This window comes from Sphingobacterium suaedae (assembly GCF_042684625.1).
GTDB classification, from domain to species: Bacteria; Bacteroidota; Bacteroidia; order Sphingobacteriales; family Sphingobacteriaceae; genus Sphingobacterium; species Sphingobacterium suaedae.
This window is the reverse complement of record NZ_JBHULR010000021.1, coordinates 287,615-313,198: the sequence shown is the minus strand read 5'-3', so window position 1 is coordinate 313,198 and position 25,584 is coordinate 287,615. Positions and strand designations below refer to the sequence as shown.

Sequence of the window (25,584 nt, the reverse complement as noted above, 5' to 3'; positions counted from 1 at the left end):
CGAACTTATCAGTACCCGGGTGCGTCAGGGGTACGGGCATCAGATCTTCAGGAACTTAATACCTACTATATGGATACAACGCAAGCGCTTGTTTATCGTGCTGATGCGCAGGCGTTCGAAACGGATTTGAAGGGCAATTTGGTGATAAGGACATTGGCGCCTGACGTGCATCGCGTAGCATTACTAAGCGACCTCGGGCAGACTCTTTTTGATATAAGTATTTTTCCAGATAAGGAGGTTGCACATTTCATAATGGCGGATTTGGACCGAAAATTAATTGTTACAGAAATTGCTGCTATATTTCGAGTGCTGACTCAGCGGACTTTTGCGTCATCTGCATTGGTCTTTCTCGATAAACAACATTACCCGGTATATTTCGTGGACGATACGTATTATCTGCTCCAGCAGCGGGAAGTGCGTTGCATTACCAGGGTGAATGGTTCGAAAGAGCGATTTTCTATTGAATACAGCGATGTGCGCAATAATGTCCCAGTAACTGTATTAGTGGAACACGGGAAGTTTCCGCTACGAATGCAGCTCTCTTTAAATAAGACGCAATCTTCGTTATAAGTAACTTATGTATATGTCTATATTAACTGATTTTTACCATATTGAACAGTTCCAAGAGGTATCGGACAGCAAATATATGGTCGCTATTCGGCTCAACCCTGAGCACGAAATATTTGAGGGGCATTTTCCGGGCAATCCGGTGACGCCTGGCGTGTGTATGATGCAAATAGTAAAAGATGTTAGCGAACAGATTACTAGGCGCAGATTGTTCTTAACGCGTTCGACGAACGTAAAATTTATGGCTTTAATTAATCCCTTGGAGAATCCGGACATAGTTTTAGACATTGAGCTTTCATACGAGGATGGCGAACTTGTTAAAGTTAAAAACGTCTCGTCTTTTGGTGGAACAATTGCGCTGAAATTGACAAATGTTTATAAAATAATAAAGTAATGAAAACGGTATCGATCATTGTATTAAGTATACTTAGCTTATTTGCTATCGACCTTGAAAAGGTGCGCCAACAATTTGAGCAAGCAAAAGATTCGAAACAAGCGACAGAAGACCTGTATGCTTCCCTTCAGTCATACACAAAAAATGATCCTGTTATCCTGGCATACAAGGGTGCATCGATGACCTTGAAGGCAAGGCTGCTAGCAAGTCGTGAAGAGAAGAAAAAAATGGTGAGCGAGGGGATTAAATTACTGGAAAAGGCTGTCAAAGCATCACCAAAGAACGTGGAAATCCGGTTGGTGCGTTTGGCCATACAGGAACACGCCCCGAAGGTCCTTAAATATAAAATGAATATCCATGAGGACAAGCAGATGATTTTAGCTAATTTTGCAGCGCAGCCAACTGGGGTGAAAACATGGATTAATAGATATGCAAAGCAATCGAACGTGTTCTCCCCTGCAGAGCAAGCAAAACTAGTGCAATAAAACCACCAATGGTTGAGAAGAATAGCATAGCAGCAGAAATGGATCGTCTTGGCATCGTCGTTATTATACCCACGTATAATAATGATAAGACGCTAAAGCGAGTTATAGACGGTGTGCTGCAATATACCGCTGCCGTTATTCTCGTCAACGATGGTTCAACCGATGCCACGACCTCCATTCTTGCCGAATACGCGGACTTGACCTGCTTGCATTTAAAAAAAAATCAAGGCAAAGGGATGGCCCTACGCCATGGTATTCGTCATGCACGCGAACTGGGGTATCATTATGCGCTAACGATTGATTCTGATGGTCAACACTACCCGACCGACATTCCCGTATTTGTGCAAGCCATTGCAGAAGCGAGACATCCTGTATTGTTGATAGGAAGTCGGAATATGACGCAAGATTCAGTGCCTAGAAAAAGTAGTTTTGGGAATAAATTCTCCAATTTTTGGTTTTGGTTTGAAACAGGAATCAAGCTTTCCGATACGCAATCTGGCTTTCGGGCATACCCTGTGCAGGCACTGGCGAAAAGATATTATACGAAAAAATTCGAATTTGAAATAGAAATTATCGTGCGGGCAGCATGGAGAGGGGTGGCGGTTAAAAATGTTCCGATTAATGTACTTTATGATCCCTCTGAGCGGGTTTCTCATTTTAGACCTATTAAGGATTTCGCGCGTATAAGTATATTGAATACAGTATTCGTATTTTTGACCTTCTTTTTTATACTTCCGAGAAATTTCTTTCGAAGTTTCAAAAAAAAAAGTTTAACAAAATTCATTAAGGAAAACGTACTTGGTAGTACAGACTCGCCAGAAAAAAAAGCGTTGTCTATTGGGTTAGGGGTGTTTATGGGGATTGCCCCTGTTTGGGGATTCCAAACAGCGATTACGATAACGTTAGCCGTCTTTTTGCGACTTAATAAAGTCTTGGCGTTTGCTTTTTCCAATATTAGTTTTGCCCCATTTATTCCTTTAATCATTTACGTATCGTTACTCGTGGGCGGATTAGTTTACCCCTCTGGGGCTGTATTTCAGATGGAGCGCGTTTCGTTGGACATGGTACGATCTCACCTTTGGCAGTACGTAATTGGTAGTTTTTTGCTAGCGAGCTTTATGGCCCTGTCTATTGGGTTTTCGAGCTACTTATTTTTAAAGCTAAAACAACAGCAAACTATTTCAGGAGAATAATGGAGGCGCTTTTCTACCATATTTATACGATGGTACAGCGCAACAAATTTATCGCGTGTGCCTTGGCGCTATTGTTTTTGTGCGGATGCAGTTTCTTAGCATCTCGCCTGAAGTTTGAGGAAGATATCACACAAATTATACCTAAAAGCGAGCGTACGGATGATATATCTCGCGTACTCAAACAGATTAACTTTGCCGATAAGATTACGATACTACTTGAAAAAGCAGATACCGCAGAGACGGAAACGTTAACACGGGTTGCTGCCGATTTAGTGGATTCGTTGCAACGCGATAGCCTGTACATAAAACAAGTCACAGGGAGGATTGGTGCTGAAGAAATGTCGGCCGCATTCGACTTTGTGTACCAGCGTCTGCCTTTTTTTTTAGAGAAAGAAGATTATGGGGTAATCCAACGACGGCTGTATCCGGATTCTATAGCTGCTCAAGTAACGCAGAACTATAAAACACTGATCTCTCCTACTGGTTTCCTCATGGGCAGTTTTATTCAAGCTGACCCTTTAGGAATTACCGGTCTTGGGCTCCAAAAGATACAACAACGTGCGGTAGGGGACGATTTTGTGCTGTATAATGGCTTTATCGTGACCAAAGACACGAGTCGATTGCTTTTGTTCATTGACCCGAAGTACCAAGGCGCAGATACGGAGCATAATACCGGTTTGGTCGATCATTTAGAACATGTTTGCCATGTGATGAACAGTAGGGAACAAGCTGGCGTCCATATCTCTTATTACGGTGCGGCACCCGTTGCCGTGGCTAACGCAAAACAAATCAAAAAGGATATTTCAACGACGGTCGCTGTCTCTATGTCTATTTTAATGCTGCTGTTAGTCGTTTTTTATAGAAAAATCTATATTCCCGTTTTGGTATTTATTCCCACACTGTTTGCCACGCTATTGGCAGTGGCTTGCTTATATCTTTATAAACCAGTAATATCGGCGATTTCGCTCAGTGTTGGAGCCGTATTGCTCGGTATTACGATCGACTACACATTGCATGTTCTTACGCATTTTAAAAGATCGGCAAATGTTCGGGAGTTGTATCAAGAGTTGACCCGCCCGTTACTGATGAGCGGGGCGACGAATGCTGTAGCTTTTTTATGTCTTTTGTTTGTGCATTCTGAAGCATTGATCGATTTAGGCATTTTTGCGTCGATATGTATCTTTTCATCTGCTGTTTTTACACTGTTGATCATTCCGCACCTATATAAGCCCAAGGGCGAGATCACCCATCGTTCTATAATCGATAAATTGGCTTTATATCCTTTCGAAAAAAGCAAGGTATTGTTGAGTATCTGTTTGGTTTTGATGGTGATAAGTTGCTTTACAGGACGAAATGTTACATACAATAACAATATCGCCGACCTCAACTATGTTCCAGATCAACTAAAAAATGTAGAAAACAAGTTAGATACATTATTAAACATGTCATCGAAGTCCATTTATCTTGTTGCAACGGGGAATAGTTTTGAAGAAGCTGCGCAAAGCGTGGATAAACTGATTCCTGTCTTGAGACAGGCAAAGGATGAGCAGGAAATTTTGGCGTTTTCGGGGGCAAATTTATTACCACTTTCTGCCGCAAGACAGCAAGAGAAAATGATGGATTGGCAAGGGTTTTGGTCGGCAGATAGGCGTCACTACGTGCAGGAACAGTTCGTCGAACAAGGAAAGCGATATGGATTTGCTCCAGAAACGCACGATGGGTTCTATCAACTGTTGCATGCACAACAGCTCCCACTGAGCTATGAAGAGCTACAATGGCAACGGGTGACAGGACTGACAGATTTCTTTGCTGAGCACGACGGTTTCTTTACCATATCTACACTCGTCAAACTGGACGAGTCATATCGGGAAGCATTTCTTGAACGGATCGCGCAATACCCGGAAATTCTCGTGTTGGATCGGCAAAACCTAAATGAATCGTTCTTAGGTCAACTACGGGATGATTTCAATACGTTAATAGGTTATTCTTTTTTTGCCGTCTTGCTTATACTTTGGTTATTTTTCCGTCGACTAGAACTGGTGCTATTAAGTGCAATCCCTATAGGGTTGACGGGTCTGGTTACAGCTGGCATAATGGGGTTATTCGGTCTAGAGTTTAATATTTTTAGTGCTATCGTATGTACACTGATATTTGGACATGGAGTTGATTTTAGCATATTTATGACCGCGGCACTCCAAAAGCAATATAGTAGCGGGAAAGACGAGCTTCAAACATACAGGACGTCTATTCTTTTAGCTGTATTAACGACGGTGCTAGCCATTGGCGCATTAATCTTTGCCCGGCACCCGGCCTTACTTTCCATTGCAGCAGTATCCTTGATCGGAGTCTTCTCTGCTGTGATTATTACGTTTGTTTTTTACCCAATCTTATTTCGGTTTTTTATATCGGACAGAGCAAAAGAAGGTAAGTCTCCATATACGGTATTTCTATTGGTCTTATCGCTTTTGTTTTTTATTTATTACGGACTAGGTACGATTTTGCTTTCGTTCGTCGGGAGGTTCGTAATTGCATTGTTTCCATGGCCTGCCGAACGGAAGGATCATATTTTTCGAAAGGTTATGGCTGTTTTCATGAAATCCGTTCTATATTTCCATCCACTGACGAAAAATAAAACATTAAACCCCTATAACGAGACCTGGAAAAAACCGGCCATTGTTATTGCCAATCACAGTTCGTTCTTAGACACACTCTCTTTGGGGATGCTAGTGCCGAAAGGTATATTTCTAGTTAATGATTGGGTGTGGAATTCTCCGATCTTTGGACGAGCTGTAAAGGCATTGGGATTTTATCCCGTCAGCAAAGGATTAGATGAGGGGATGACCTTCCTGCATGAGAAGATCAAACAAGGCTATTCGCTAATCGTATTTCCAGAGGGTACGCGTTCTTATAATAATGTGATCAAACGTTTTCATAAAGGAGCGTTTTATCTGGCGGAACAGTTCAAATTGGATATTATACCCGTTTATCTCCTGGGAAACGGCGACGTGCTTCCCAAGGGAGATATCTTGATTTTTGGTGGACAATTGACCCCCGTCATCGGACAGCGTATCCCTGCAACGGATAGCTTCGTTGGAGAATCGTATTCCATACGGACAAAAAGGATGGCTGCCCATTTTCGACAGGAGTATCGACGATGGCGTTACGAAGTGGAAGGGCCTTATTACTTTAGAAAGAAGATTGTGCTTGCCTATCTGTACAAGGATGAAGAAATTGTACGATATGTTGAAAGAACGATAACCCAATATGCGACTCCCTATCGAGCTTTAGAAAGGGAGCTTCCGGAGACGGCGGACATTACGCATCTTTCAGATAGCTATGGAGAGCTTGACTACCTTTTATCTCTTTGGAACGGAACTAGGAGGGTTGGAGGCGTGCTTTTGGATAATGAAAAACGGACGGTAGCGGAAAGTATTTATTGGCATCACCAACGGAAAGTGCATTTCAGTCCTTTTGGTATGTTCGTAACGAAAACGTTGGTTATCCATCCCGAAGTCGATACAGCACGTATTGGTTATGGCCTTTTGGAAGGTGTACAAGAAATATATACCTTTAAAAAAGAAGCGACACTGGCGGAAAACGGGTGGCAAGAACGGCAAGTGTCTGAATTCATTATACGGTACAGTAAATGATGTCTGAAAAAAGCACATATGATGTTGTCGTTATTGGCAGTGGACTTGGTGGTTTGGTCGCTGCAGTAACGCTTGCCAAAGAGGGTAAGCGGGTATGTGTGTTGGAAAAGAACAATCAGTTTGGAGGCAATTTACAGACGTTCTCTAGAAGAAAGAAAATTTTTGATACTGGAGTACATTATATCGGAGGTTTAAGCGAAGGACAGAATTTATACCGCTATTTTTCCTATCTGGGTATTATGGATCAATTGAGCGTGGAGCCTATGCCTATTGTTTTTGACGAAGTGCGTTTTGGACGGGATCCTCAGTGTTATCCGATAGCGCAAGGCTATACCGCATTTGTCGAAGAATTAGCTTCCTTATTCCCAACAGAAAAGAAGGCGTTGCAACACTACGTACAGGATTTGCAACAGACGTGTTCCGCGTTTCCGTTATATAATTTAGAACATGGAGAAGGCTATAAATCAGAAGTGTTGCATACCTCTGTTTCTGCCTATTTTGAGAATCTAACGACAAATAAGACGCTGCGCGCCGCCTTGATCGGCAACAATTTCTTGTATGCAGGAGAGAAAGAAAATACGCCTTTTTATGTACACGCTTTAGCGGTTAATTCGTATATCCAAAGCGCATACCGATGTGTTTCTGGGGGTAGCCAGATTAGTAAGTTGCTGGTACGAGCGCTGCGACAGCTAGGCGGCGACGCTTTTCATCGGGAAGAGGTTACTGCGCTCGAAGTACAGGGAGGGAAAGTTAGGGCAGCAAAGACGAGTCTCGAACGACGGCTGACGGCAGACATATTCATCGCAAACATTGATCCGAAGTATGCTTTGCAGCTTGTAGGAAAAACGCACTTTAGAGAGGCCTACTATGAACGGATACAACAGTTGCCGGTGACGACTTCATCGTTCAGTTTACATGTTGTTTTACACTCCCGGCGTGTTCGATACCGTGCAAACAATCTGTACTACCACGATAGCACGACGTCTGTATGGAGTGCATCGAATTATGCACCGGAAGAATGGCCGACTATGTTTATGCTTTCCATGACAGAGGATCCAAAACATCCTGGATACGCCGACACCTTGACGGTATTGACCTACATGCATTTCGATGAGGTCGAGCCTTGGGCCTCAACGCGTAATACGGTGCTCCGCCCAGCGAATCGAGGAGAAACCTACGATGCTTTCAAGCGGAAAAAAACGAACCAACTCCTACAAAAAGTTGCTCTTGAAATAGAGCATATATGGGAGGCGGTGGACAATGTTTATGCATCCACCCCGCTGTCCTTCCGTGATTATATAGGTGTACATCGTGGCAACTTATATGGTCATGTAAAGGATGTGTCTGACCCAGTAAAGACATTTATCTCGCCGAAAACAAAGCTACCTAACTTTTATCTTACCGGGCAAGGGGTGGGGATGCACGGTATCTTAGGGGTTACGGTCGGAGCCATTGTTACCTGTTCCGAAATATTAGGTCAACCGTATTTGTTAGAAAAAATAAGACAAGCGTAACGTATGAATAAGGTTCTTTTCAGCATGATCGCGCTATTCGCTTGCTATAGCTGTCGATCAACGAAATTGATATATCGATATCCTGAACTCAGCCGGTACAATTACGATACGCTAAACCTGCTAGTGGAACAAGATAGCTTGCGAACATTGTCGGATAGCTACCTGCGACGGGAAAAATTTGGGAATTGGGAAATATATCTATCCGGAGAACCTAGACAGCTGGGAGCATCTATGGGGCGACTGTCACAGGATCTATACCAACGACAAGAGCGGATTTTTATCAACAAGCTACTGGAAGATATTCCGTCCGTTCGCAAAAGAAAGTGGATTATGCGATTTGTTCGGTGGTACAACCGGAATTTAGAACAATACATTCCTGATCCTTATTTGTTGGAAATTTATGCGTTGTCCAACTATTTAAACGACGATTTTGATTATTTAGGGACAGCATATCAACGAACACTTTGGATGCACGCAGCACACGACATCGGGCATGCGCTGCAAGATTTGGCTATTGTGGGTTGTTCCTCGTTGGCGGTCTGGGGCGACCAAACCGCAGACGGAAAGCTACTCATCGGAAGGAATTTGGATTTCTATATGAACGACGCCTTCGCGGAGCAAAAGATGATTTACTTTGTTCGGCCAGCAGACGGCATCCCATATATGTCAGTTGCCTGGCCGGGAATGATCGGTGTGCTATCAGGAATGAACCTAGAGGGACTGACGGTTACACTGAACGCTGGTAAATCATCCGTTCCATTGTCTGCAAAGACTCCGATTTCATTAGTAGCGAGGACGGTTTTACAGCACGCTTCAACGATCGAAGAAGCGATTGCCATCGTGCGTAAACAAAAAGTGTTCGTGTCGGAATCGCTTATGATAGGAAGTGCGAAAGACAAACGGGCGATTATCCTTGAACTATCGCCAAGAAAAATGGAAATCGTCGAACCTTCGTCTAATCGCCTACTGTGTACAAATCATTTCCAAGGGTCAGGTTTTGAACAAGATAGGCGTAATAAAAAACATATAATGGGAAGTCACTCGTTATATAGGTATCAGAAGTTAGAAGAATTATTAGATGGCAAAAACAAAGTAACGCCAGCTGACGTTGCCGGAATGCTTCGTGACAAGAGCGGAAAAAACGGGATCTCCATTGGGTTTGGAAACGATAAAAGCCTCAATCATTTGTTGGCCCACCATGGCATTATTTTTCAGCCAGAAGACCGGCGAGTATATGTATCGAATAATCCCGGCCAAATGGGCGCTTTTATAGCGTATGATTTACGCACTGTTTTTTCAAAAAGCTGGCAAGACCACCCTTCATTTGGTATCGATTCGCTCCGCATAGAAGCCGACGACTTTATACATTCGAGAAATTACCAAGATTTCTATTTATTTAAGCAGTCAACAGCGCGTTACCTGAGTATGTTGAACACGGAAATCGTACAAATTAGTTCTTCAGAACTCAGCGAATATATCGCGTTAAATCCGGATTTATGGCTTGGTTATTATATTTCCGGTAGAATTCTTTATCTTAAGCAAGATTATAAAAAAGCACAATTCTACTTCGAGGAGGCTCTGAAAAGAGAGATTCCAACGGTTAAAATACAAAAAGAAATACAGGATTACGTAAAAAAATCTACGGTGCAATGGAAGAAAATGCAGTAATGGAGAAACAGTCGATTCACGAAATCAAAGCATTTCAAGAGGAACTGTTAAGACGTCAGTTAACTTATTTGAGTGAGCATTCTCCTTATTATCAGCGATTATTCGATGCTCACGGGATTGACATATCGGGTATTCGTACACTGGAAGATCTCCAGCTCATACCAACCACCTGTAAAGACGACATTCAACGTCAAAACGACGATTTCTTCTGTGTCGATCGTTCTGCTATTATTGATTATTGTTCAACGTCAGGAACGCTTGGAAACCCGGTGACCTTCGGCTTGGTTGACAGTGATTTAGAGCGCTTGGCGTATAATGAGATGCGCTCGTTCCAAGCCATTGGCATCAGGCCCGGAGACAGTGTACAGCTTATGACCACGATGGATAGGCGCTTTATGGCAGGACTTGCGTATTTTTTAGGGCTTCGAAAATTAGGCGCTGGTGTATTTCGAGTCGGTTCAGGTATTCCTCAAATGCAGTGGGATATTATTCTGCAGCACAAACCGAAGTTTCTAATCGCTGTTCCTTCATTCTTACTAAAAATGATCGAGTATGCGGAGCAACATGGTATAGATTGTGCCTCATCTAGTGTGGAAGCGGTATTATGTATCGGAGAGTCATTACGAGACGCCCAATTTAATGATTCTCTATTAACAAAACGTATAACAGATAAATGGCCGCTACGACTCTATTCAACGTACGCTTCGACGGAAATGGGGGCCGCATTTACAGAATGTGCAGCTTTCAGGGGTGGGCATGTACATGAAGACTTGATCATTACTGAGGTTTTGGATGAATATGAGAATCCCGTGCCGGATGGTATGCCTGGCGAGCTCGTGATTACGACATTGGGCGTTCGAGGGGTGCCCTTGCTTCGTTTTAAGACGGGAGATATTGTGCGTAAACATTCCGAGCCATGTAGTTGCGGGAGAAATACGTATCGTATAGGGCCGGTGGAAGGTCGTAAGCAGCACATGGTTAAATATAAAGGGACAACATTATATCCCCCTGCTATGCATGATGTGTTGGCAGGCTTTCCGCAAATAGAGCAACATGTTATTGAAATCTACCATAACGATATTGGTACCGATGAGATTGTAATTTATCTCAGCGCGCAAGAGCCCTCGGAAAGATTGTTGTTGGATGTCAAGGACCATTTCCGAGCTAAATTGCGCGTGGCACCCAAGGTCGTATGGAGAACCGCAGAGGAATTGCAAAAAGTGATCTTCAATCCGTTGAGTAGAAAACCTGTTACGTTCATAGACAAAAGGATCGTGGGTGGAAAATAAGTTCGCCTAGCTAGAAATTATCGGAGCAGTTCTTGTATATCTTCCGAGGACAGCGACTTGATAAAGCTCTCTTCTGTTCGTATTAATGCTGTAGAAAGCTCCTTCTTCCGTTGTTGTAGTGCTAAGATCTTTTCTTCGACGGTGTCCTTGCTAATGAATTTATAAATAAACACATTCTTGGTTTGTCCGATGCGGTGTGACCGGTCAATAGCCTGCTGTTCAACAGCAGGATTCCACCAAGGATCCAAAATAAACACATAATCTGCTTCCGTCAAGTTTAGGCCGACACCACCCGCTTTAATAGATATTAAAAATATTTGTGTATCTGTGCTCTCCTTAAACTTATTGACGGCCTCTACACGATCTCTGGTGCTGCCATCCAAATACGAATACGCTATGTGCTGGCTCTCAAAATATTCCTTAAATAGTTGTAGATGTTTCACAAATTGCGAAAAGATGAGCACCTTATGTCCTTCGGACGATATGGATTCAAGCATGCCGATTATCGTATCAAATTTTCCGGATGACATGTCTTCCGTCGGATCGATCATTCGTGGATGATTAGCAATCTGTCGAAGTTTCGTTAATCCTTGTAAAAGCAAGATTTGATTGCCTTTCCCATTCGATTGAAGGGCATGATCTAGGAGCGCGTTTCTGTATTCGGATTTAACACTTTCGTAAAGCTCGAGTTGCTCTTCCGGCATTTCACAGTAAATAGTTTGCTCGGTTTTGGGAGGTAGTTCTTTCGCTACTTGGTCTTTCGTGCGGCGGAGTATGAAAGGCTTGATAATTGCTTGCAAGCGATTTGCTTTTATTTCATCTTTCTTTTTCTCAATGGGCGTTACAAATTCTTTTTGAAAATAGGAATATGATCCAAGTAATCCGGGGTTGGCAAAATGCATTTGTGACCAAATGTCTGCCACGGAATTCTCGACGGGCGTTCCGCTGAGGGCTAATTTATGCTTGCTTTTTAGCGTTTTAATAGCTTTAAACGACTTGGAGCTCGGGTTTTTGATATGTTGACTCTCATCCAAAATAATATAATTAAAAAAGAAAGAAGCCAACAAATTATCGTCACTGCGTACAATTCCATACGTAGTAATGACCAAATCAAAATGTGAAAAACCGAAAGCATCTTTTAGTCTGTTGTTTCCGGTATGAACCAAGATACGTAGCTGTGGAGCAAATCGCTCGGCTTCTCGCTGCCAGTTGTAGATTAAGGAGGTCGGTAAGATGAGTAAAGAAGTTTTTGCCAACTCACTATCTTTTAGTGCTTCCTTCTGTTGTTGCAAAAGGGCAAGCGTCTGCACGGTCTTTCCAAGGCCCATGTCGTCGGCCAAACAGCCGCCAAATTTATAGGTTTGTAAGAAGTGAAACCAGTTGTAGCCCGCTTGTTGATAGGGACGAAGCTGCCCGCGGAAAGCGTTCGGTAACGGTGCGTCGCCAATATGTTCGAAGTTTAGCAGCTGTTCCAGTTTACGGTGGAAGGAAACGGCTGAGTGTTCCGAAATTTCGTATAGCAGACCGATATGTGTTTTGCTGAGTTTTAAGCCATCTTTTTTTGTAGCAAATTGGAAGAGATGTTCATATTGTGCGAACCATTCCTCAGGGATTATAGCTATCTCTCCATTTGGGAGCATAAACTCTCGGTTTCTATTCAGGATGTGTTCCCGCAAGTCCACAAAAGGGATAGCATAGGGTCCAAAATTCGCTACGGCTTGGATGTCGAACCAGTCATTTCCTTCTTCAAAAGTAATGTCTAAAGATGTTTTGCCAATTAGAATCCGCTTTTCTCCTTTTGCCTGCGTGATCAAGAAGCCCTGATCTAACAGTCTTTCCTGATGCATGTTTAGCCAATCAACGATGGATGCTCTATCGGCATCTAAAACATAGCTGCCGAAAAGCGCATCTTTTTTCCGAAGGCCAAGTGTTTCCAAAAAAGACGCTTTTTGTTGTTCCCAATGCAATGCCCGTTTGATTCGATGGAAGGTATAGTGGTCTATCCCCTCGTTATAGTCTAATCGTACCGTAATGGGATGATCTGTACCAGCAGAGAACTCGTAGGTTCCGTATGCAAAGGATAGTTGTATGAAAGATCCGCCGGAAGGGACGTAAAACAATTTGAGTAGAGGCGTCGCTTCTTCTTTATAGGTTTTTATATCGAAGCCCTCGGCGTACACATGATAACGTTCAATTAAACCGCTAACAAACGTTTCGAAATATTTCCGTTCTGTCGCCCGCGGGACGGCGATATAACGTTTCTGCAAAAATGGACTAAGTTTTTTTCCATCGATATCCTGATCAAAATGGTATAAGGTGTTTTCCAGTAGGAGCCAGGCCTGTTGGTTAACAACCACTTGCGCCCCTTTATACATAAAGTCAAGTCGGTGACCTTTATACTTAAGGGTCGGAAAATATCGGGTCTCATTTTCATTTCTTCGAAAATGGAAAAGAATCGACGTAGGCTCGGTAGCGATGTGTAACTCCTGATCCGCCGGATAACCATCCTTACTCATCAAAAACAGAGGCTTGCCGACAATGTGTGACAGCACGGCTAATATTCGTTGCTCAATCTTTGGCCGAATGTAGTCGTAAATTTTTTGATCGAATATCTTACCAAAAAAATCAATCGGCCGCATGGCCTTTTTATTGTAACGTTTGATGATACTGGTCTGTTCGATTTCATCCAGCTGTTTTATCAATGCGTAATCTGTCTCATCTAAAGCAGGAGCGAAATCGCCAATTGTATTTGTAAAAATGCGTTTGTAACTTAAGGAATACGAGCCGTTTGGATTTAGCTGTACGATATGGGGTTCGATGAGAAAACCTAGATAGGGGTGTTCCCCTAAAGCATAAACGAGTTTAAATGGTAATTTGCTATCAACTTGTTGCATCGAAAATATCAGGGCGCGTGAAAAAAGGCTCTAATATACACAAAAGAAGATAGAATAGTGTGATCTTAACAGAAAAGAAGATCTTTCAAGAGCGTTCGGTAGGGCGAGTTAAAATTCACCCTGAAACACAAATTTGGCCGGTCCTTTTAACCGAACCCTGGTAAAACGTAACCCCTCTTTGTGAAAAGCGACGTAAAGTTGTCCGCCAAGGACGCGGATTGGAATTTCAAGATCGCCATTTAAGTTTTCCTGGACTGCTGCTGCCATGGCTGCCGCGGTCGCTCCCGTGCCGCACGCGAATGTTTCGTCTTCTACACCGCGTTCGAAGGTGCGGACAAAATATCCTGGTCCTTCCTTTTCTATAAAATTAACGTTAATTCCTGCTTGCTTGTACGTTTCATTGTTTCGGATCGCATAACCAGTTCCATACACGTCCATATTTGCTAACCCTTCTACAAACGCCACGTAGTGGGGAGAGCCCGTATTTAAGACATAGGCTGTATTGTCTCGCGTTACTGCCGACACATCAATCATTCCTAAATCAACTCGTTCGTCGGTGATAGTCGCGTCATGCGCGCCATCTACTGCCAAAAAGGCAGTTTTGTCACGTATAATCTGTAAGTCGTGGGCAAAAGCGACAATACACCGTCCACCGTTTCCGCACATCGTACCTTCATTCCCGTCGGCATTATAGTATACCATTTCGAAATCAAAACTTTTCGTATCTTGAAGAAGCATAAGACCGTCCGCGCCGATTCCGAATCGTCGATCACATAAGCTTTTTACAAGCGCCGTGTCTGTCCGGTCAAAAAAACCCTCCCTATTGTCGATTAAGATAAAATCATTGCCTGCTCCTTGGTATTTTGAAAAATTGATTTTTCTTTTCATTTTCTTGAAAATTTGCCGCGAATTTAATATTCTTGTTACAATTTTTGTTCCATTTGTTAAAACATGTTAAAATACGGGGTGACCGCCTCTTAGTTAACATTTTTTAACTGCCAAAAGTTGACAAGCCATTCCTAATGGTATTACATTTGAATAAGCCTTAAAACAATACAAAAATAGTTTTTAAAGATAGTAGATAATTACAGCAATTAAGAATATGAAGAAGATAGGAGTGAGTTTATTAACAGCTGTCGTAGGAGGTGCGGTAGCTATCGGAGGTTACAAAGTCTTCGAAAATAAACAACAGGAGAAAATGACCTTCGAAGAGCAGCAAAAAGTATATTTCGCCAAAAATCCAGGAGGCGAAGTTTTAGCTTCTACGGGAAATCCAGACTTTACTCAAGCTGCAGCGGCGGTTTCACCGGGCGTAGTTCATATTAAAGTGACTATGACAGCGAGAAATTCGCAACGTGGGGGAGGGGCTTCGCCATTTGATATGTTTGAGGAATTTTTCGGCATGCCGCAGCAGCGTCGTGCACAACCTCGACAAGCAATGGCTTCCGGATCAGGCGTATTGATCTCTCCAGATGGTTATATCGTTACAAATAACCATGTTGTAGAAGATGCAGATAAGATTGAAGTTCAGTTAACGAATCAACGAACCTTTGAAGCGAAGGTTATTGGGCGCGATCCAGATTTCGACTTGGCTCTCATCAAAGTGAATGCATCTAATCTTCCGTTCGTAAAATTTGGCAATTCGGATAATGTACAAATCGGCGAGTGGGTCTTGGCGGTGGGGTACCCGCTCAGTTTACAATCGACTGTAACGGCCGGCATTGTTAGCGCAAAGGGGCGCCAAATTGGGATCTTGGGCGATCAAGGACAGGAGTCTCCATATGGATATGGGCAGCCCAGTGAACCTATTGTCCGCACAGCAGTAGAATCGTTTATTCAAACGGATGCAGTAATTAATAAAGGTAATAGTGGTGGAGCATTGGTCAATGCGCAAGGAGAGTTAATTGGTATTAACGCCGCGATCGCTTCACCAACGGGCGTATATGCGGGATATGGATTCGCCATTCCAGTGAATCTTGTCAAAAAGATCGTTAATGATTTCAAAGAATTCGGGACGGTGCAACGTGGCTACGTAGGGGTGAACTTCTTGGAAATGAGTGAAGCCGTCAGAAAAGAGTTTAATATTGACGACCTGACTGGTCTTTATGTAGCGGATGTCGTGAAAGATGGAGCTGCAGCGAGTGCAGGTATCAAAAAAGGTGATATTATTACGAAAGTGGAAGGGAGCACCATCTATTCGTCGTCGGATTTGCAAGAGCGTGTTGCTCGACTTAGTCCTGGGGACAAGATCAAGCTGACGTATAAGCGTGATGGTAAAGAAAAAGATGTCACGGTTACTTTAAAGGCACAAGATACGAAAAAAGCCAGTGCAGAAGACGGAAGCAGCAAGAGTGCGACCGAGATATTTAATAAACTAGGAGCTAGCTTTACACCCGCGTCTGATGCGACCAAGAAGAAATTTGGTGTTTCGTCTGGAGTTGTAATTACCCAAGTGCATCGTGGCGGCATGTTTGAATATTTTGGCGTCGAGAAAGGGCTAGTAGTAACACATGTAAATGGGAAGCCTGTAAACAACGTCGACGATGTGGAGTCGGCTTTGGCTAATACAAAACGAAATATCGTGCGTGTAACAGGTGTATCGGAAAGTGGAACAGTTGAATTCAATTTCCCAATTGAATATTAATTGAATATATGGTTGATTAGAAAGGGTGGGTCTTCGGGTCCACCTTTTTCCTTTTTATCCGGATCTAATAGGCAAACAGACATCTGTTTGTAAATGATATGTTGTAAATACAAACATGATTCAATTATCGTTTAATAACACTACTTTAGGGGCATGAAGATTTTAATGGTTTGTTTGGGAAATATCTGTAGATCCCCATTAGCACATGGTGTGCTTGCACACCTAGCGGAGAAACAAGGATTACATTGGGAAATCGATTCCGCCGGCACAGGAGATTGGCACGTGGGTCAAGGCCCCGACAGACGGTCAGTCGCTGTTGCGAACAAATATGGAGTGGATATATCACAGCAGCGCGCGCAGTTTTTTATTCCGGAGTTCTTTGATCGTTACGACCATATTTTGGTCATGGATGAAAATAACTATCGAGATGTCCTTGCCCAGGCTCGGACTGAAAAAGATAGAAAAAAGGTGCAGATGTTCCTGGCTGATGGAATTGTACCGGATCCTTATTTCGACGAAAATCAGTTTGAGCCAGTTTATCAAATGATTGAAGCCCGTTGTCAGGAGCTTATTCGTGATCTGGTTAAAAAATAACTAATTTTACATCCGTATGAAGGCATCAGAAGTAAATAAGAAATGGTCCGAGTTGCAAGGAATCATTGCGCATGAATTTGAAATGGAACTACCCGATATTAAGGTGCTGCTTTTTCTAATTGGCGTACAAGAGCTTGGAAAAGGTCCACAAGAGTTTTCAAAACGACAGAAAGAAGAGCTTATGCACATCGCCACATGCCGGCTATTCAGCGCTATGGGATTTTACGAACTACGCGGTTTAGACGAAGAGGGATGGCCTCATTGGGAACTGATTAAGCCCATTCCTAATTACACCTTATTAGAGCAGGAATTGATCCTAAAATCACTAATCGTCGATTATTTTGAAGGTACATATACCTTGTCGTAGCAGCGTATGAAAGATCTTATAAAAAAAGGGAGTATACTGATTGTTTGTTTATGCATATCAGTATGTGTCTGGGCGAAGAAGCCCGTGTATCACTATGTATTAATTAAAACCGATAAAGGAGAATGCCTGTTGAAGTTGTATAATGAGACACCGAAACATCGGGACAATTTTGTGAAGCTGGTCAAGGAAGGTTACTATGATGGCTTAATGTTTCATCGGGTGATCCAGAACTTTATGGTGCAAGGGGGCGATCCGGATTCTCGCCATGCGGCAGAAAAGCAGGCGTTGGGCAATGGAGGTCCAGATTATAAAATCCCCGCCGAAATCCAAGAGACGTTGATCCATAAAAAAGGTACTATCGGTGCCGCACGCGATAATAACCCGGCGAAACAGTCATCCGCGTCTCAATTTTATTTAGTACAGGGTCGTGTGTTTTCTCCGGCGGCATTGGACTCCCTTGAACAGTTCCGGCTTCAAGGCAAAAAGTTGACTGCTGCACAACGGGAGGCTTACAGCACCGTAGGAGGAACTCCCCACTTGGATGGTAACTATACCGTTTTTGGCGAGCTGCTAAGCGGTATAGAGACAATTGATAACATCGCAATCGTGAAGACGGATGAGCGTGATCGTCCCTTGACGGACGTGCGCATGTCAATGGATGTATTAACAAAACGTGAGGCGTTAAATTTAGAACGCGTAGCCGCAGGTTTAAAGCCAAAAACCGGGTTTTTAACGAAGTTTTTCGACCTATTTTCGTCTAGATACTATTAATGAAGATTGTAACATATAATGTGAATGGATTACGGGCGGCGTTAAAAAAAGACTGGATCGGTTGGCTAGGAACGGTAAATCCGGATGTAATTTGTCTGCAAGAAATTAAAGCGACACAAGAACAGATTCCGGAAATACTCTTTTTAGAGAAAATGGGGTATGAACATTATTGGTATCCCGCCCAAAAAAAAGGATATAGCGGAACGGCAATCTTTACAAAAGTGACACCCAGTCACGTGGCCTACGGCTGTGGGCATGAAGATTACGATTTCGAAGGCCGCGTCATTCGAGCTGATTTTAACGGTTTGTCGGTGATGAGCGTTTATTTTCCATCTGGAACGACAGGGGAGATACGACAGACGTTTAAATATCGGTTTTTAGACGATTTTCAGATGTATAGTGATAAGTTATTGTTGGAAAAACCAAACTTGGTTATTTGCGGCGATTTCAATATTTGTCATCGAGCGATAGATATTCACAATCCTAAATCGAACGCGAATAGCTCGGGCTTTTTGCCTGCGGAACGGGAGTGGATGGAAAATTTTATCCATTCGGGCTACATAGATTCGTTCCGACATCTGCATCCCGAACCCCATCATTATACGTGGTGGACGTATCGCGCAGGTGCTAGAGCAAGAAACTTGGGTTGGCGAATTGACTATCAAATGATTTCAGAACCATTACGAGAAAAATTAATCCGGACAGAGATATTATCAACGGCCGTTCATTCGGATCATTGCCCAGTCCTGCTAGAGCTTAAATAATGTGCATTATAAAAATATGTCAGAAAGTCACGCAAAAGAAATCAGGCAGGTTAAAACCGCTGTTCTTTCGTATGGTGTAATATGTTGGAGACGAATTCTTGTTCATTCAGTGGCTTTGCAAGGATGGCGTCAAACTGCATGTTATTTTCTCCCAACTGATTCGTCTCCAGCTGCATATCATCCGCTGTAATCACAAATACAGGAATCGCACGCAATCTTGAGTCGCTACGGATAGCCTGTAGCATGTCCCACCCACTGATATCGGGCATTAGCAGGTCGGTAATGACAACATCCACGTCGTTGGATCGAATGAATTCCAACGCATGTAGTCCGTCTTCAAAGGCATACACGTTTGGGAAATCTTTAAAATAATGTTTTAAATAGAGAATATTAATTCTATTATCGTCAATAAGTACTAAGCGTAGGCTGTTCGGTAGATCGGTAAGTGCATATCTTTTAGGTTCTTGTTTTTCATCGCGTTGCTTCCGAATTGGAATGGAGAGGGTGAAAGTAGATCCCTTTCCTAGGGTGCTTGTCAACGAAATTTCGCCTTCCAGTTGCTCTGTGAGCAATTTAGAAATGTATAGTCCAAGTCCAAACCCACCCGCTTTTGACGTGTTGTCGGTCATATAATACTGACGAAAAATATGCTTTTGATGTTCGGGCGCTATACCTAAACCCGTGTCGCTGACTTCGATTTGTAGGTGTTGTTGCCCTTGTATATTTTTGATCGATGCTGTTAAATTGACCGAGCCTTTTGGTGTATATTTAATCGCGTTACTAATCAGGTTAGATACAATTTGCTTGATACGGAATGCGCTGCTAAATACTTCCGTTTTTGGATCAATTTGGATGTGTTGTTGAAGAAGGATGCCCTTTTTTTGCGCATGATAGGTATGTAATCCAATGATATCCTCCAACACATGTTTTGGCGAAAAATATTCATATTTGACGGTCAATGCGCCAACTTCTAATTTGCTCAGATTTAGAATGTCGGTTACCGAGCTGTTTATAACAGATATCTCATGAGCCACAGAATCTAGATATTCCGTGTTAATAAGTCCCGTATCATCGTTCTTTTTTAGGATATCGATAATGCCCATTAATGAATTAATAGGAGCTCGAACTTCATGGCTGATGTTTGCCAAGACACTTGTCTTCTCCTCGGCGACCTTAGCTGCGTATTCTTTTTCTTCTTGAAGTTTTCGTTCGTAAGTGGCCGCGTTGGCTTGATAAAAAAGGATGAAAAGTATCATGAGGAACATAATTGCTAATGCTGCAATTAATTGGTCTCCAAATTGTCGGGCATTTTCTTTATAAAGAGCAAGGTCTCTTTCTTCGGCTCTCTGAATAGCAGCCTGCTCCCGTTCTTTGAGTTTGTCGATACCTGTTTTTAGATTGTTGAGTAACCTATAGTTTGCTTGGATAAGCTCCCGCTCCTTCTGCCTTAATGTGGTGAATTTACGCTGCAGATTCCGTAGATTCGTATGGAAGATACGTTCGTTGTGGATTATAATTTGTTCGATATTCCGGTGGACGACGTCAATCTGGTTGACATTGAGCTGCTGGGTAGTTGAGTTAGCCACGACGGTGTCATTCTTTGCATTAAAAATCCGCTTGAATAAACTCTGCTTTTTACGGACTACAGTGTCTAATGCGACCTGATTCAATAATGTGTCGCTCAGGATTTTATTAAGGACGGAATCTGCGCCAAGGTACTGAGGATGTACTGTTGGCGGACGCTGAGAGGTCGTTAAAACAGGCAAAGAATCTTGTGCTAAAAACACCAAATCATCTACGGTTTTCTTTAACGATGCGAATTCGCTAGCGATGTTATCTTTTTCATCTATCGCAGCCGTGCTTTGATGGAGCGGATTATTTTCGATGGGCAACGACGAAAGCGAGTCTACATAATATTTAATCGTATCTAATTTTGTTTTGTAATCGCTATACGCAGGTTTACTAAAGTCAATGGTATATAAACGAAATAGATTATCTGCTTCTCCAAAGGTCGAGAATAATCTGTACAAAGCTGAGGATTGGCTATGAGCTGAAGCATACGCCGCGTTCAATTGTTCCTTCACTTTTTGGTAGGTGAGGTATTGATAAATAAACACCGTACTCAAGTAGGCAAACAACACGACAAGCGCTCCGATTAACACCTTTCTCAGTAAAAATGTTTTCTTATTATTTTTTAACACGGTTAACAATTTTGAGATAAAGTTACGTATTATAATTGTTTATATCTCGATCATTTGCAATTTTATAGGAATGCTATATAGAATGGATTTGCTGATCAATAGGTTAGCGTTTTTTTTGTCACAATATGTAGAATTTCTACAGCGGTAACCGTGAAAGCGTGAATTTCAAAAAAAGAAATAGAAAATATTTTCCTTACTCCAGTGTATATGTTGCAGAACACTTGGCTGTTTCCTCGACCCGGCATGCTACGAGTTTAACGGGGTGTCCTTCGAGCGCTGCGGGACCAATATCTTCGACAAGATATCGGGCAATATGTTCTGCTGTTGGATTAAAGGGGACGATAACTAGGCTGTTTCCTGCGATTTCGTTCAGCTGAGGTAAAAGTTCATCTTTTTCCCAAATTAGAAATTTGTGATCGAAATGATCTTCGAGCCATTGACATAACGTGGATTTGATGACAGAAAAATCTACTACCCTGCCAATTGAATCCAACCGATCTGCCACAACGGTAAAATGTATACGATAATTGTGGCCATGTAGAAAACGGCATTTGCCTTCATGACCCACGACACGATGACCGCAGGAAATATCGTGATAACGCTCAACAACAATCATAAGGCAAAGATAAAAATAGATTTTGATTGTATAATCCAAAAAAGCATGTTCGTTTTAACATGCTTTTTTGGAGGTATCTACGATCGTTGAAGGAGACGACCCGGAAACTGACCGACGTTTTCCAATGTCAGTTGTTGCATCACCTGATAGAGTTGTGCTTTGAACATGCTGATCGTGTGGTCACCCCCATCGTCGCCTAATGCGCCTACGCCATACATAAACGGTCTACCCATGAAGTTGAAATCGGATCCAACCGCATGTGCTCTTGCTAAATCTACCCCTGATCGGATGCCGCCATCAAGCATAATCTTAACTTTTTCCTTATACACCGGATTGCTGGCCAAATGGATGAGTGAATTGATGGAAGATTCCCCCGCATCAATTTGTCGGCCACCATGGTTCGAAACAATGACGCCATCTACGCCGATTCCGATCGCTGCTTGCATGTCTTCATCTGTGGTAATACCTTTTAATACAAGAGGACCATTCCAAATATCGCGTATGGCTTTGACTTTTTCTACATTGACTTTGCCAGTGAACGTCCGATTCATAAATTGGCCCAACTGAGAAAGATCTAAACCTTTTTCCATGTAAGGTTTCAGTGTCGCAAACGAAGGGATTCCGTGCTGTAAGGTTTTTATTCCCCAAGTTGGCCGTATCATGGCTTGTATGATATTCGAGATATTCATCTTGGGCGGCATAGACAAGCCGCTTTTTATTTCTCGATAACGAAGTCCAAACGAAGGGACATCTACAAGAACAACTAATACAGGACATTCTACATCTTTTAGTCGGCGTAAGATATCATCGCGTAAACGATCTTCCGTGGGATGGTAGAGTTGAAACCAAGCTTTTCCGTCAGACACCTTGGCTATGCGTTCGATGCTGCTTGTGGAAACAGTGCTTAGTGTATAAGGAATATCGTGCTTCGCAGCAGCCTTTGCCAAAATTTCGGGTGCATTGGGCCACATTAGACCCTGCAAACCGATAGGTGAAATACCAAATGGCGCGCTATATCGACGACCGAATAATTCGACAGACATGTCAATGTCGCCCGCAACGTGAAGATATTGAGGTTTTAAAAAAATATCGTCGAAATCACTCTCGTTTTTTGCAAGGTTAAACTCTTCATTTGCTCCGCCTTCCAAGTAATCGAATGCAAATTTGGGAATTCGGGATTTGGCCTTCGTCTTCAAATCAGCCACAGAGGGGTATTTTGGATTATATCGATACAAGATTTTCTTACTCATGTAAATCAGTGTTTAAATACAGGTGCCGAAGATACATACTATTCATGAAAATACCATCCTGTACAGGTAGGTACGCCAACTGCTAAAAATATTTTTGGGAAATCCGATAGTTATCCTTATCTTAGTCCCGCTTATAGAGAAAGGCCGAGGGAATAGACCCGCTGAAGCCTTAGCAACCTGTCACTGGACAAGGTGCTACATTCTACTCCAAACGTAATGAAATGGAGAAAGATAAGCTGAGATCACTAATCCTAGTGTCCTTCTCTCCAAGCAGCAATAAGGAAAGAATATTTAACAAGTAAACATTTATGTTATTAACAAACAATTTAGGTTACCCACGTGTGGGAGCGTTCCGCGAATTGAAAAAAGCCAATGAAGCATATTGGGCTAAGAAAATCAGCGCGGACGAATTATTGCAAGCTGGACTTAAAATCCGGGAGGGCAACTGGAAAACTCAAAAGGATGCAGGTATTGACCTAATCCCTTCCAACGACTTTTCATTTTATGATCAGGTTTTGGACTTGTCGTTGACGGTAGGTGCTATTCCTGAGCGCTACCATTCACTATTGAATAAAATTGATCGTCAGTATAATCTCGATTTGTATTACGCGATGGCACGTGGTTTCCAAGAAGAAGGCGTAGACGTTACGGCTATGGAAATGACAAAATGGTTTGATACCAATTATCACTACATCGTTCCTGAATTTACGAAAGATCAAACATTTAAGTTGACTTCGGAAAAATTCTTAAACGAATACAACGAAGCAAAATCGTTAGGCATCGAAACAAAACCTGTTTTAATTGGCCCGATTACCTATTTATTACTAGGAAAAGAAAAAGAAGCTGGTTTTAGCCGTATCGATTTAATCGACAACTTGCTACCGGTTTATGAAGAAATTTTGACTAAGTTGGCGGCAGCAGGAGCACAATATGTGCAGATTGATGAGCCTTACTTAGCATTGGATATCGACGATGCAACACGCGCTTTATACGGAAGCGTTTTCGAAAAGTTAGCTGCGGCAGCTCCAAGTGTCAAACTGATCGTTGCTACTTATTTCGAAGCGCTTCGCGACAATGAGGAAATTGCGCTCAAACTGCCGGTTCATGCATTGCACCTGGATCTCGTGCGTGGAGAAGATCAACTGGATACGATATTATCTAAAGTTCCTACTTCCCTTACCCTTTCCTTGGGTGTGGTAGAAGGTCGAAATATTTGGAAAAATGATTATGAAAAATCATTAGCAAAAATTAAGCAAGCAGTCGATGTTTTGGGTGCGGATCGCGTATGGGTCGCTCCATCGTCTTCTTTACTTCATGTTCCTTTTGATCTGGATAATGAAGATAACGAAGAGTCGTTGCCGGCAGAAGTGAAAAACTGGTTAGCCTTTGCCAAGCAGAAATTGGCAGAAGTCAAAGACTTAGCCATCTTGGCGGATGGTCATGTTGATGCGAACACAGCGGAACGGTTTGAGGCAAACAAAGCTGCTGCGGAAAGTCGGCGGACATCTCCTTTAATTCATAAACCAGAAGTAAAAGAACGTGTAAACAACATCACCGATGATGATGCGAAACGTACTTCTCCTTTTGCCTCTCGTAAAGCAGCACAACAAGCTAAATTCAACTTGCCGGCGTTCGCTACAACAACAATCGGTTCTTTCCCGCAAACGAAAGACGTGCGTAAGTGGAGAGCAGACTTGAAAAAAGGAGCGATCTCACAAGATGAATACGATAAAGAAATCGCTGAAGAAACGGAGAGAACCATCCGTTTACAGGAGGATCTGGATATTGACGTGTTGGTACATGGTGAATTCGAACGTAATGATATGGTCGAGTATTTCGGCGAGCAGTTGGCAGGTTATGCCTTTACAAAAAACGGATGGGTTCAATCCTACGGTTCTCGATGTGTGAAACCTCCTGTGATTTATGGCGACGTCTATCGTCCTGCAGATATGACCGTCCGTTGGTCGGCTTATGCACAATCCTTGACCAACCGTCCCGTGAAGGGCATGCTTACGGGGCCTGTGACCATCTTGCAATGGTCGTTCGTTCGTAATGATCAGCCCCGTTCGACTACAACATATCAAATAGCTTTAGCGATCTTGGACGAAGTACAAGCATTGGAAAAAGCAGGTATTAAGATTATCCAGATCGATGAGCCCGCTATTCGCGAAGGACTTCCATTGCGTAAATCTGATCAGCAAGATTACCTAAATTGGGCCGTTCGTGCCTTCCGCGTATCTTCTTCTAACGTCGACGATGATACACAAATCCATACACATATGTGTTACTCCGAGTTTAACGATATCATTCAGGATATCGCTGCTATGGACGCGGATGTTATAACGATTGAAACATCGCGTTCGCAGATGGAGCTACTTGACGCATTTGCCGGCGATTTTAAATATCCGAATGATATTGGCCCAGGCGTCTATGACATCCACTCTCCGCGCGTCCCAAGTACCGAGGAGATGGTGCATCTATTACGTAAAGCGAAAGCAGTCGTTCCTGCAGAGCAGTTATGGGTAAACCCAGATTGTGGTTTGAAGACACGGGCTTGGCCAGAAACGAAGGCCGCGCTAGAGTCGATGGTCGAAGCTGCTAAAATTTTACGTTCAGAGTAGAAGCATTTAGTAATATAAAATAAGGAGACAGCCTGGCCGACTTTTCGTCAGGCTGTTCTTTTTCTTACTTAACAAAAGACAGCGTGCAATGGGGGCGTTGGA

The 25,584-nt window shown here is 42.7% G+C and carries 19 protein-coding genes and 1 riboswitch; of the genes, 14 read left to right on the top strand and 5 right to left on the bottom strand.

What is annotated here, in order from left to right:
- The first annotated feature begins 69 nt into the window (after window positions 1-69).
- Genes ACFSR5_RS20615 through ACFSR5_RS20580 form a run of 8 tightly spaced genes read left to right on the top strand, consistent with a single transcriptional unit; the run spans window position 70 to window position 10,760 of the window.
- Window positions 70-570, top strand: coding sequence for a hypothetical protein (locus ACFSR5_RS20615; RefSeq protein ID WP_380906468.1), 501 nt, complete (start codon window positions 70-72; stop codon window positions 568-570).
- A gap of 13 nt (window positions 571-583) precedes the next feature.
- A complete protein-coding gene (locus tag ACFSR5_RS20610) occupies window positions 584-961 on the top strand; it encodes a hypothetical protein (RefSeq protein ID WP_380906467.1) in 378 nt (125 codons plus the stop codon).
- Complete coding sequence (locus ACFSR5_RS20605; RefSeq protein WP_380906466.1) at window positions 961-1,446, top strand: hypothetical protein; 486 nt, start codon at window positions 961-963, stop codon at window positions 1,444-1,446. Before ACFSR5_RS20610 ends, ACFSR5_RS20605 begins: the two co-directional genes overlap by 1 nt.
- 8 nt (window positions 1,447-1,454) lie before the next feature.
- Window positions 1,455-2,639 (top strand): DUF2062 domain-containing protein, encoded by a 1,185-nt coding sequence (locus ACFSR5_RS20600; protein WP_380906465.1) that lies wholly within the window; start codon window positions 1,455-1,457, stop codon window positions 2,637-2,639.
- On the top strand, window positions 2,639-6,289 hold the full coding sequence (locus tag ACFSR5_RS20595; protein ID WP_380906464.1) for a 1-acyl-sn-glycerol-3-phosphate acyltransferase: 3,651 nt from the start codon (window positions 2,639-2,641) through the stop codon (window positions 6,287-6,289). The genes ACFSR5_RS20600 and ACFSR5_RS20595 overlap by 1 nt, the downstream gene beginning before the upstream one ends.
- Window positions 6,286-7,803, top strand: coding sequence for a phytoene desaturase family protein (locus ACFSR5_RS20590; protein ID WP_380906463.1), 1,518 nt, complete (start codon window positions 6,286-6,288; stop codon window positions 7,801-7,803). Before ACFSR5_RS20595 ends, ACFSR5_RS20590 begins: the two co-directional genes overlap by 4 nt.
- A 3-nt stretch (window positions 7,804-7,806) precedes the next feature.
- Window positions 7,807-9,471, top strand: a complete 1,665-nt coding sequence (locus tag ACFSR5_RS20585; RefSeq protein ID WP_380906462.1) for a C45 family autoproteolytic acyltransferase/hydolase — start codon at window positions 7,807-7,809, stop codon at window positions 9,469-9,471.
- The gene (locus tag ACFSR5_RS20580; protein WP_380906461.1) at window positions 9,453-10,760 is read left to right on the top strand and encodes a phenylacetate--CoA ligase family protein; all 1,308 of its coding nucleotides are present in this window, start codon (window positions 9,453-9,455) and stop codon (window positions 10,758-10,760) included. Before ACFSR5_RS20585 ends, ACFSR5_RS20580 begins: the two co-directional genes overlap by 19 nt.
- A 17-nt stretch (window positions 10,761-10,777) precedes the next feature.
- On the opposite strand, the gene ACFSR5_RS20575 is transcribed toward ACFSR5_RS20580, so the two are convergent.
- Window positions 10,778-13,654 (bottom strand): DEAD/DEAH box helicase, encoded by a 2,877-nt coding sequence (locus ACFSR5_RS20575; protein WP_380906460.1) that lies wholly within the window; start codon window positions 13,652-13,654, stop codon window positions 10,778-10,780.
- Window positions 13,655-13,762: 108 nt separating this feature from the next.
- Window positions 13,763-14,542, bottom strand: coding sequence for a diaminopimelate epimerase (gene dapF, locus ACFSR5_RS20570; RefSeq protein WP_380906459.1), 780 nt, complete (start codon window positions 14,540-14,542; stop codon window positions 13,763-13,765).
- Between the two features lie 214 nt (window positions 14,543-14,756).
- Between dapF and ACFSR5_RS20565 the strand changes: the two genes are divergently transcribed.
- The 5 genes from ACFSR5_RS20565 (at window position 14,757) to ACFSR5_RS20545 (ending at window position 18,794) form a co-directional block, all read left to right on the top strand.
- Complete coding sequence (locus ACFSR5_RS20565) at window positions 14,757-16,298, top strand: Do family serine endopeptidase (protein ID WP_380906458.1); 1,542 nt, start codon at window positions 14,757-14,759, stop codon at window positions 16,296-16,298.
- Between the two features lie 153 nt (window positions 16,299-16,451).
- A complete protein-coding gene (locus tag ACFSR5_RS20560; RefSeq protein WP_380906457.1) occupies window positions 16,452-16,892 on the top strand; it encodes a low molecular weight protein-tyrosine-phosphatase in 441 nt (146 codons plus the stop codon).
- 16 nt (window positions 16,893-16,908) lie between these two features.
- Window positions 16,909-17,259, top strand: coding sequence for a hypothetical protein (locus ACFSR5_RS20555; protein ID WP_380906456.1), 351 nt, complete (start codon window positions 16,909-16,911; stop codon window positions 17,257-17,259).
- Window positions 17,260-17,265: 6 nt separating this feature from the next.
- The gene (locus tag ACFSR5_RS20550) at window positions 17,266-18,030 is read left to right on the top strand and encodes a peptidylprolyl isomerase (RefSeq protein WP_380906455.1); all 765 of its coding nucleotides are present in this window, start codon (window positions 17,266-17,268) and stop codon (window positions 18,028-18,030) included.
- A complete protein-coding gene (locus ACFSR5_RS20545) occupies window positions 18,030-18,794 on the top strand; it encodes an exodeoxyribonuclease III (RefSeq protein ID WP_380906454.1) in 765 nt (254 codons plus the stop codon). The genes ACFSR5_RS20550 and ACFSR5_RS20545 overlap by 1 nt, the downstream gene beginning before the upstream one ends.
- 50 nt (window positions 18,795-18,844) lie before the next feature.
- Here the strand turns inward: ACFSR5_RS20545 and ACFSR5_RS20540 are convergent, their stop codons facing one another.
- The 3 genes from ACFSR5_RS20540 to ACFSR5_RS20530 all read right to left on the bottom strand — a co-directional run bounded on the left by ACFSR5_RS20540 (window position 18,845) and on the right by ACFSR5_RS20530 (window position 22,861).
- Complete coding sequence (locus ACFSR5_RS20540) at window positions 18,845-20,995, bottom strand: ATP-binding response regulator (protein WP_380906453.1); 2,151 nt, start codon at window positions 20,993-20,995, stop codon at window positions 18,845-18,847.
- A 193-nt stretch (window positions 20,996-21,188) separates the two neighbouring features.
- Entirely contained in the window at window positions 21,189-21,611 is a 423-nt protein-coding gene (locus tag ACFSR5_RS20535) for a 6-pyruvoyl trahydropterin synthase family protein (RefSeq protein WP_380906452.1), read from the bottom strand.
- Between the two features lie 77 nt (window positions 21,612-21,688).
- A complete protein-coding gene (locus ACFSR5_RS20530; RefSeq protein ID WP_380906451.1) occupies window positions 21,689-22,861 on the bottom strand; it encodes an alpha-hydroxy acid oxidase in 1,173 nt (390 codons plus the stop codon).
- 128 nt (window positions 22,862-22,989) lie between these two features.
- Window positions 22,990-23,099, top strand: a riboswitch (SAM riboswitch).
- 70 nt (window positions 23,100-23,169) lie between these two features.
- Between ACFSR5_RS20530 and metE the strand changes: the two genes are divergently transcribed.
- Window positions 23,170-25,482: a 5-methyltetrahydropteroyltriglutamate--homocysteine S-methyltransferase gene (gene metE / locus ACFSR5_RS20525; protein ID WP_380906450.1), complete on the top strand. Its 2,313-nt coding sequence runs from the start codon at window positions 23,170-23,172 to the stop codon at window positions 25,480-25,482.
- The last annotated feature ends 102 nt before the right edge of the window (window positions 25,483-25,584 follow it).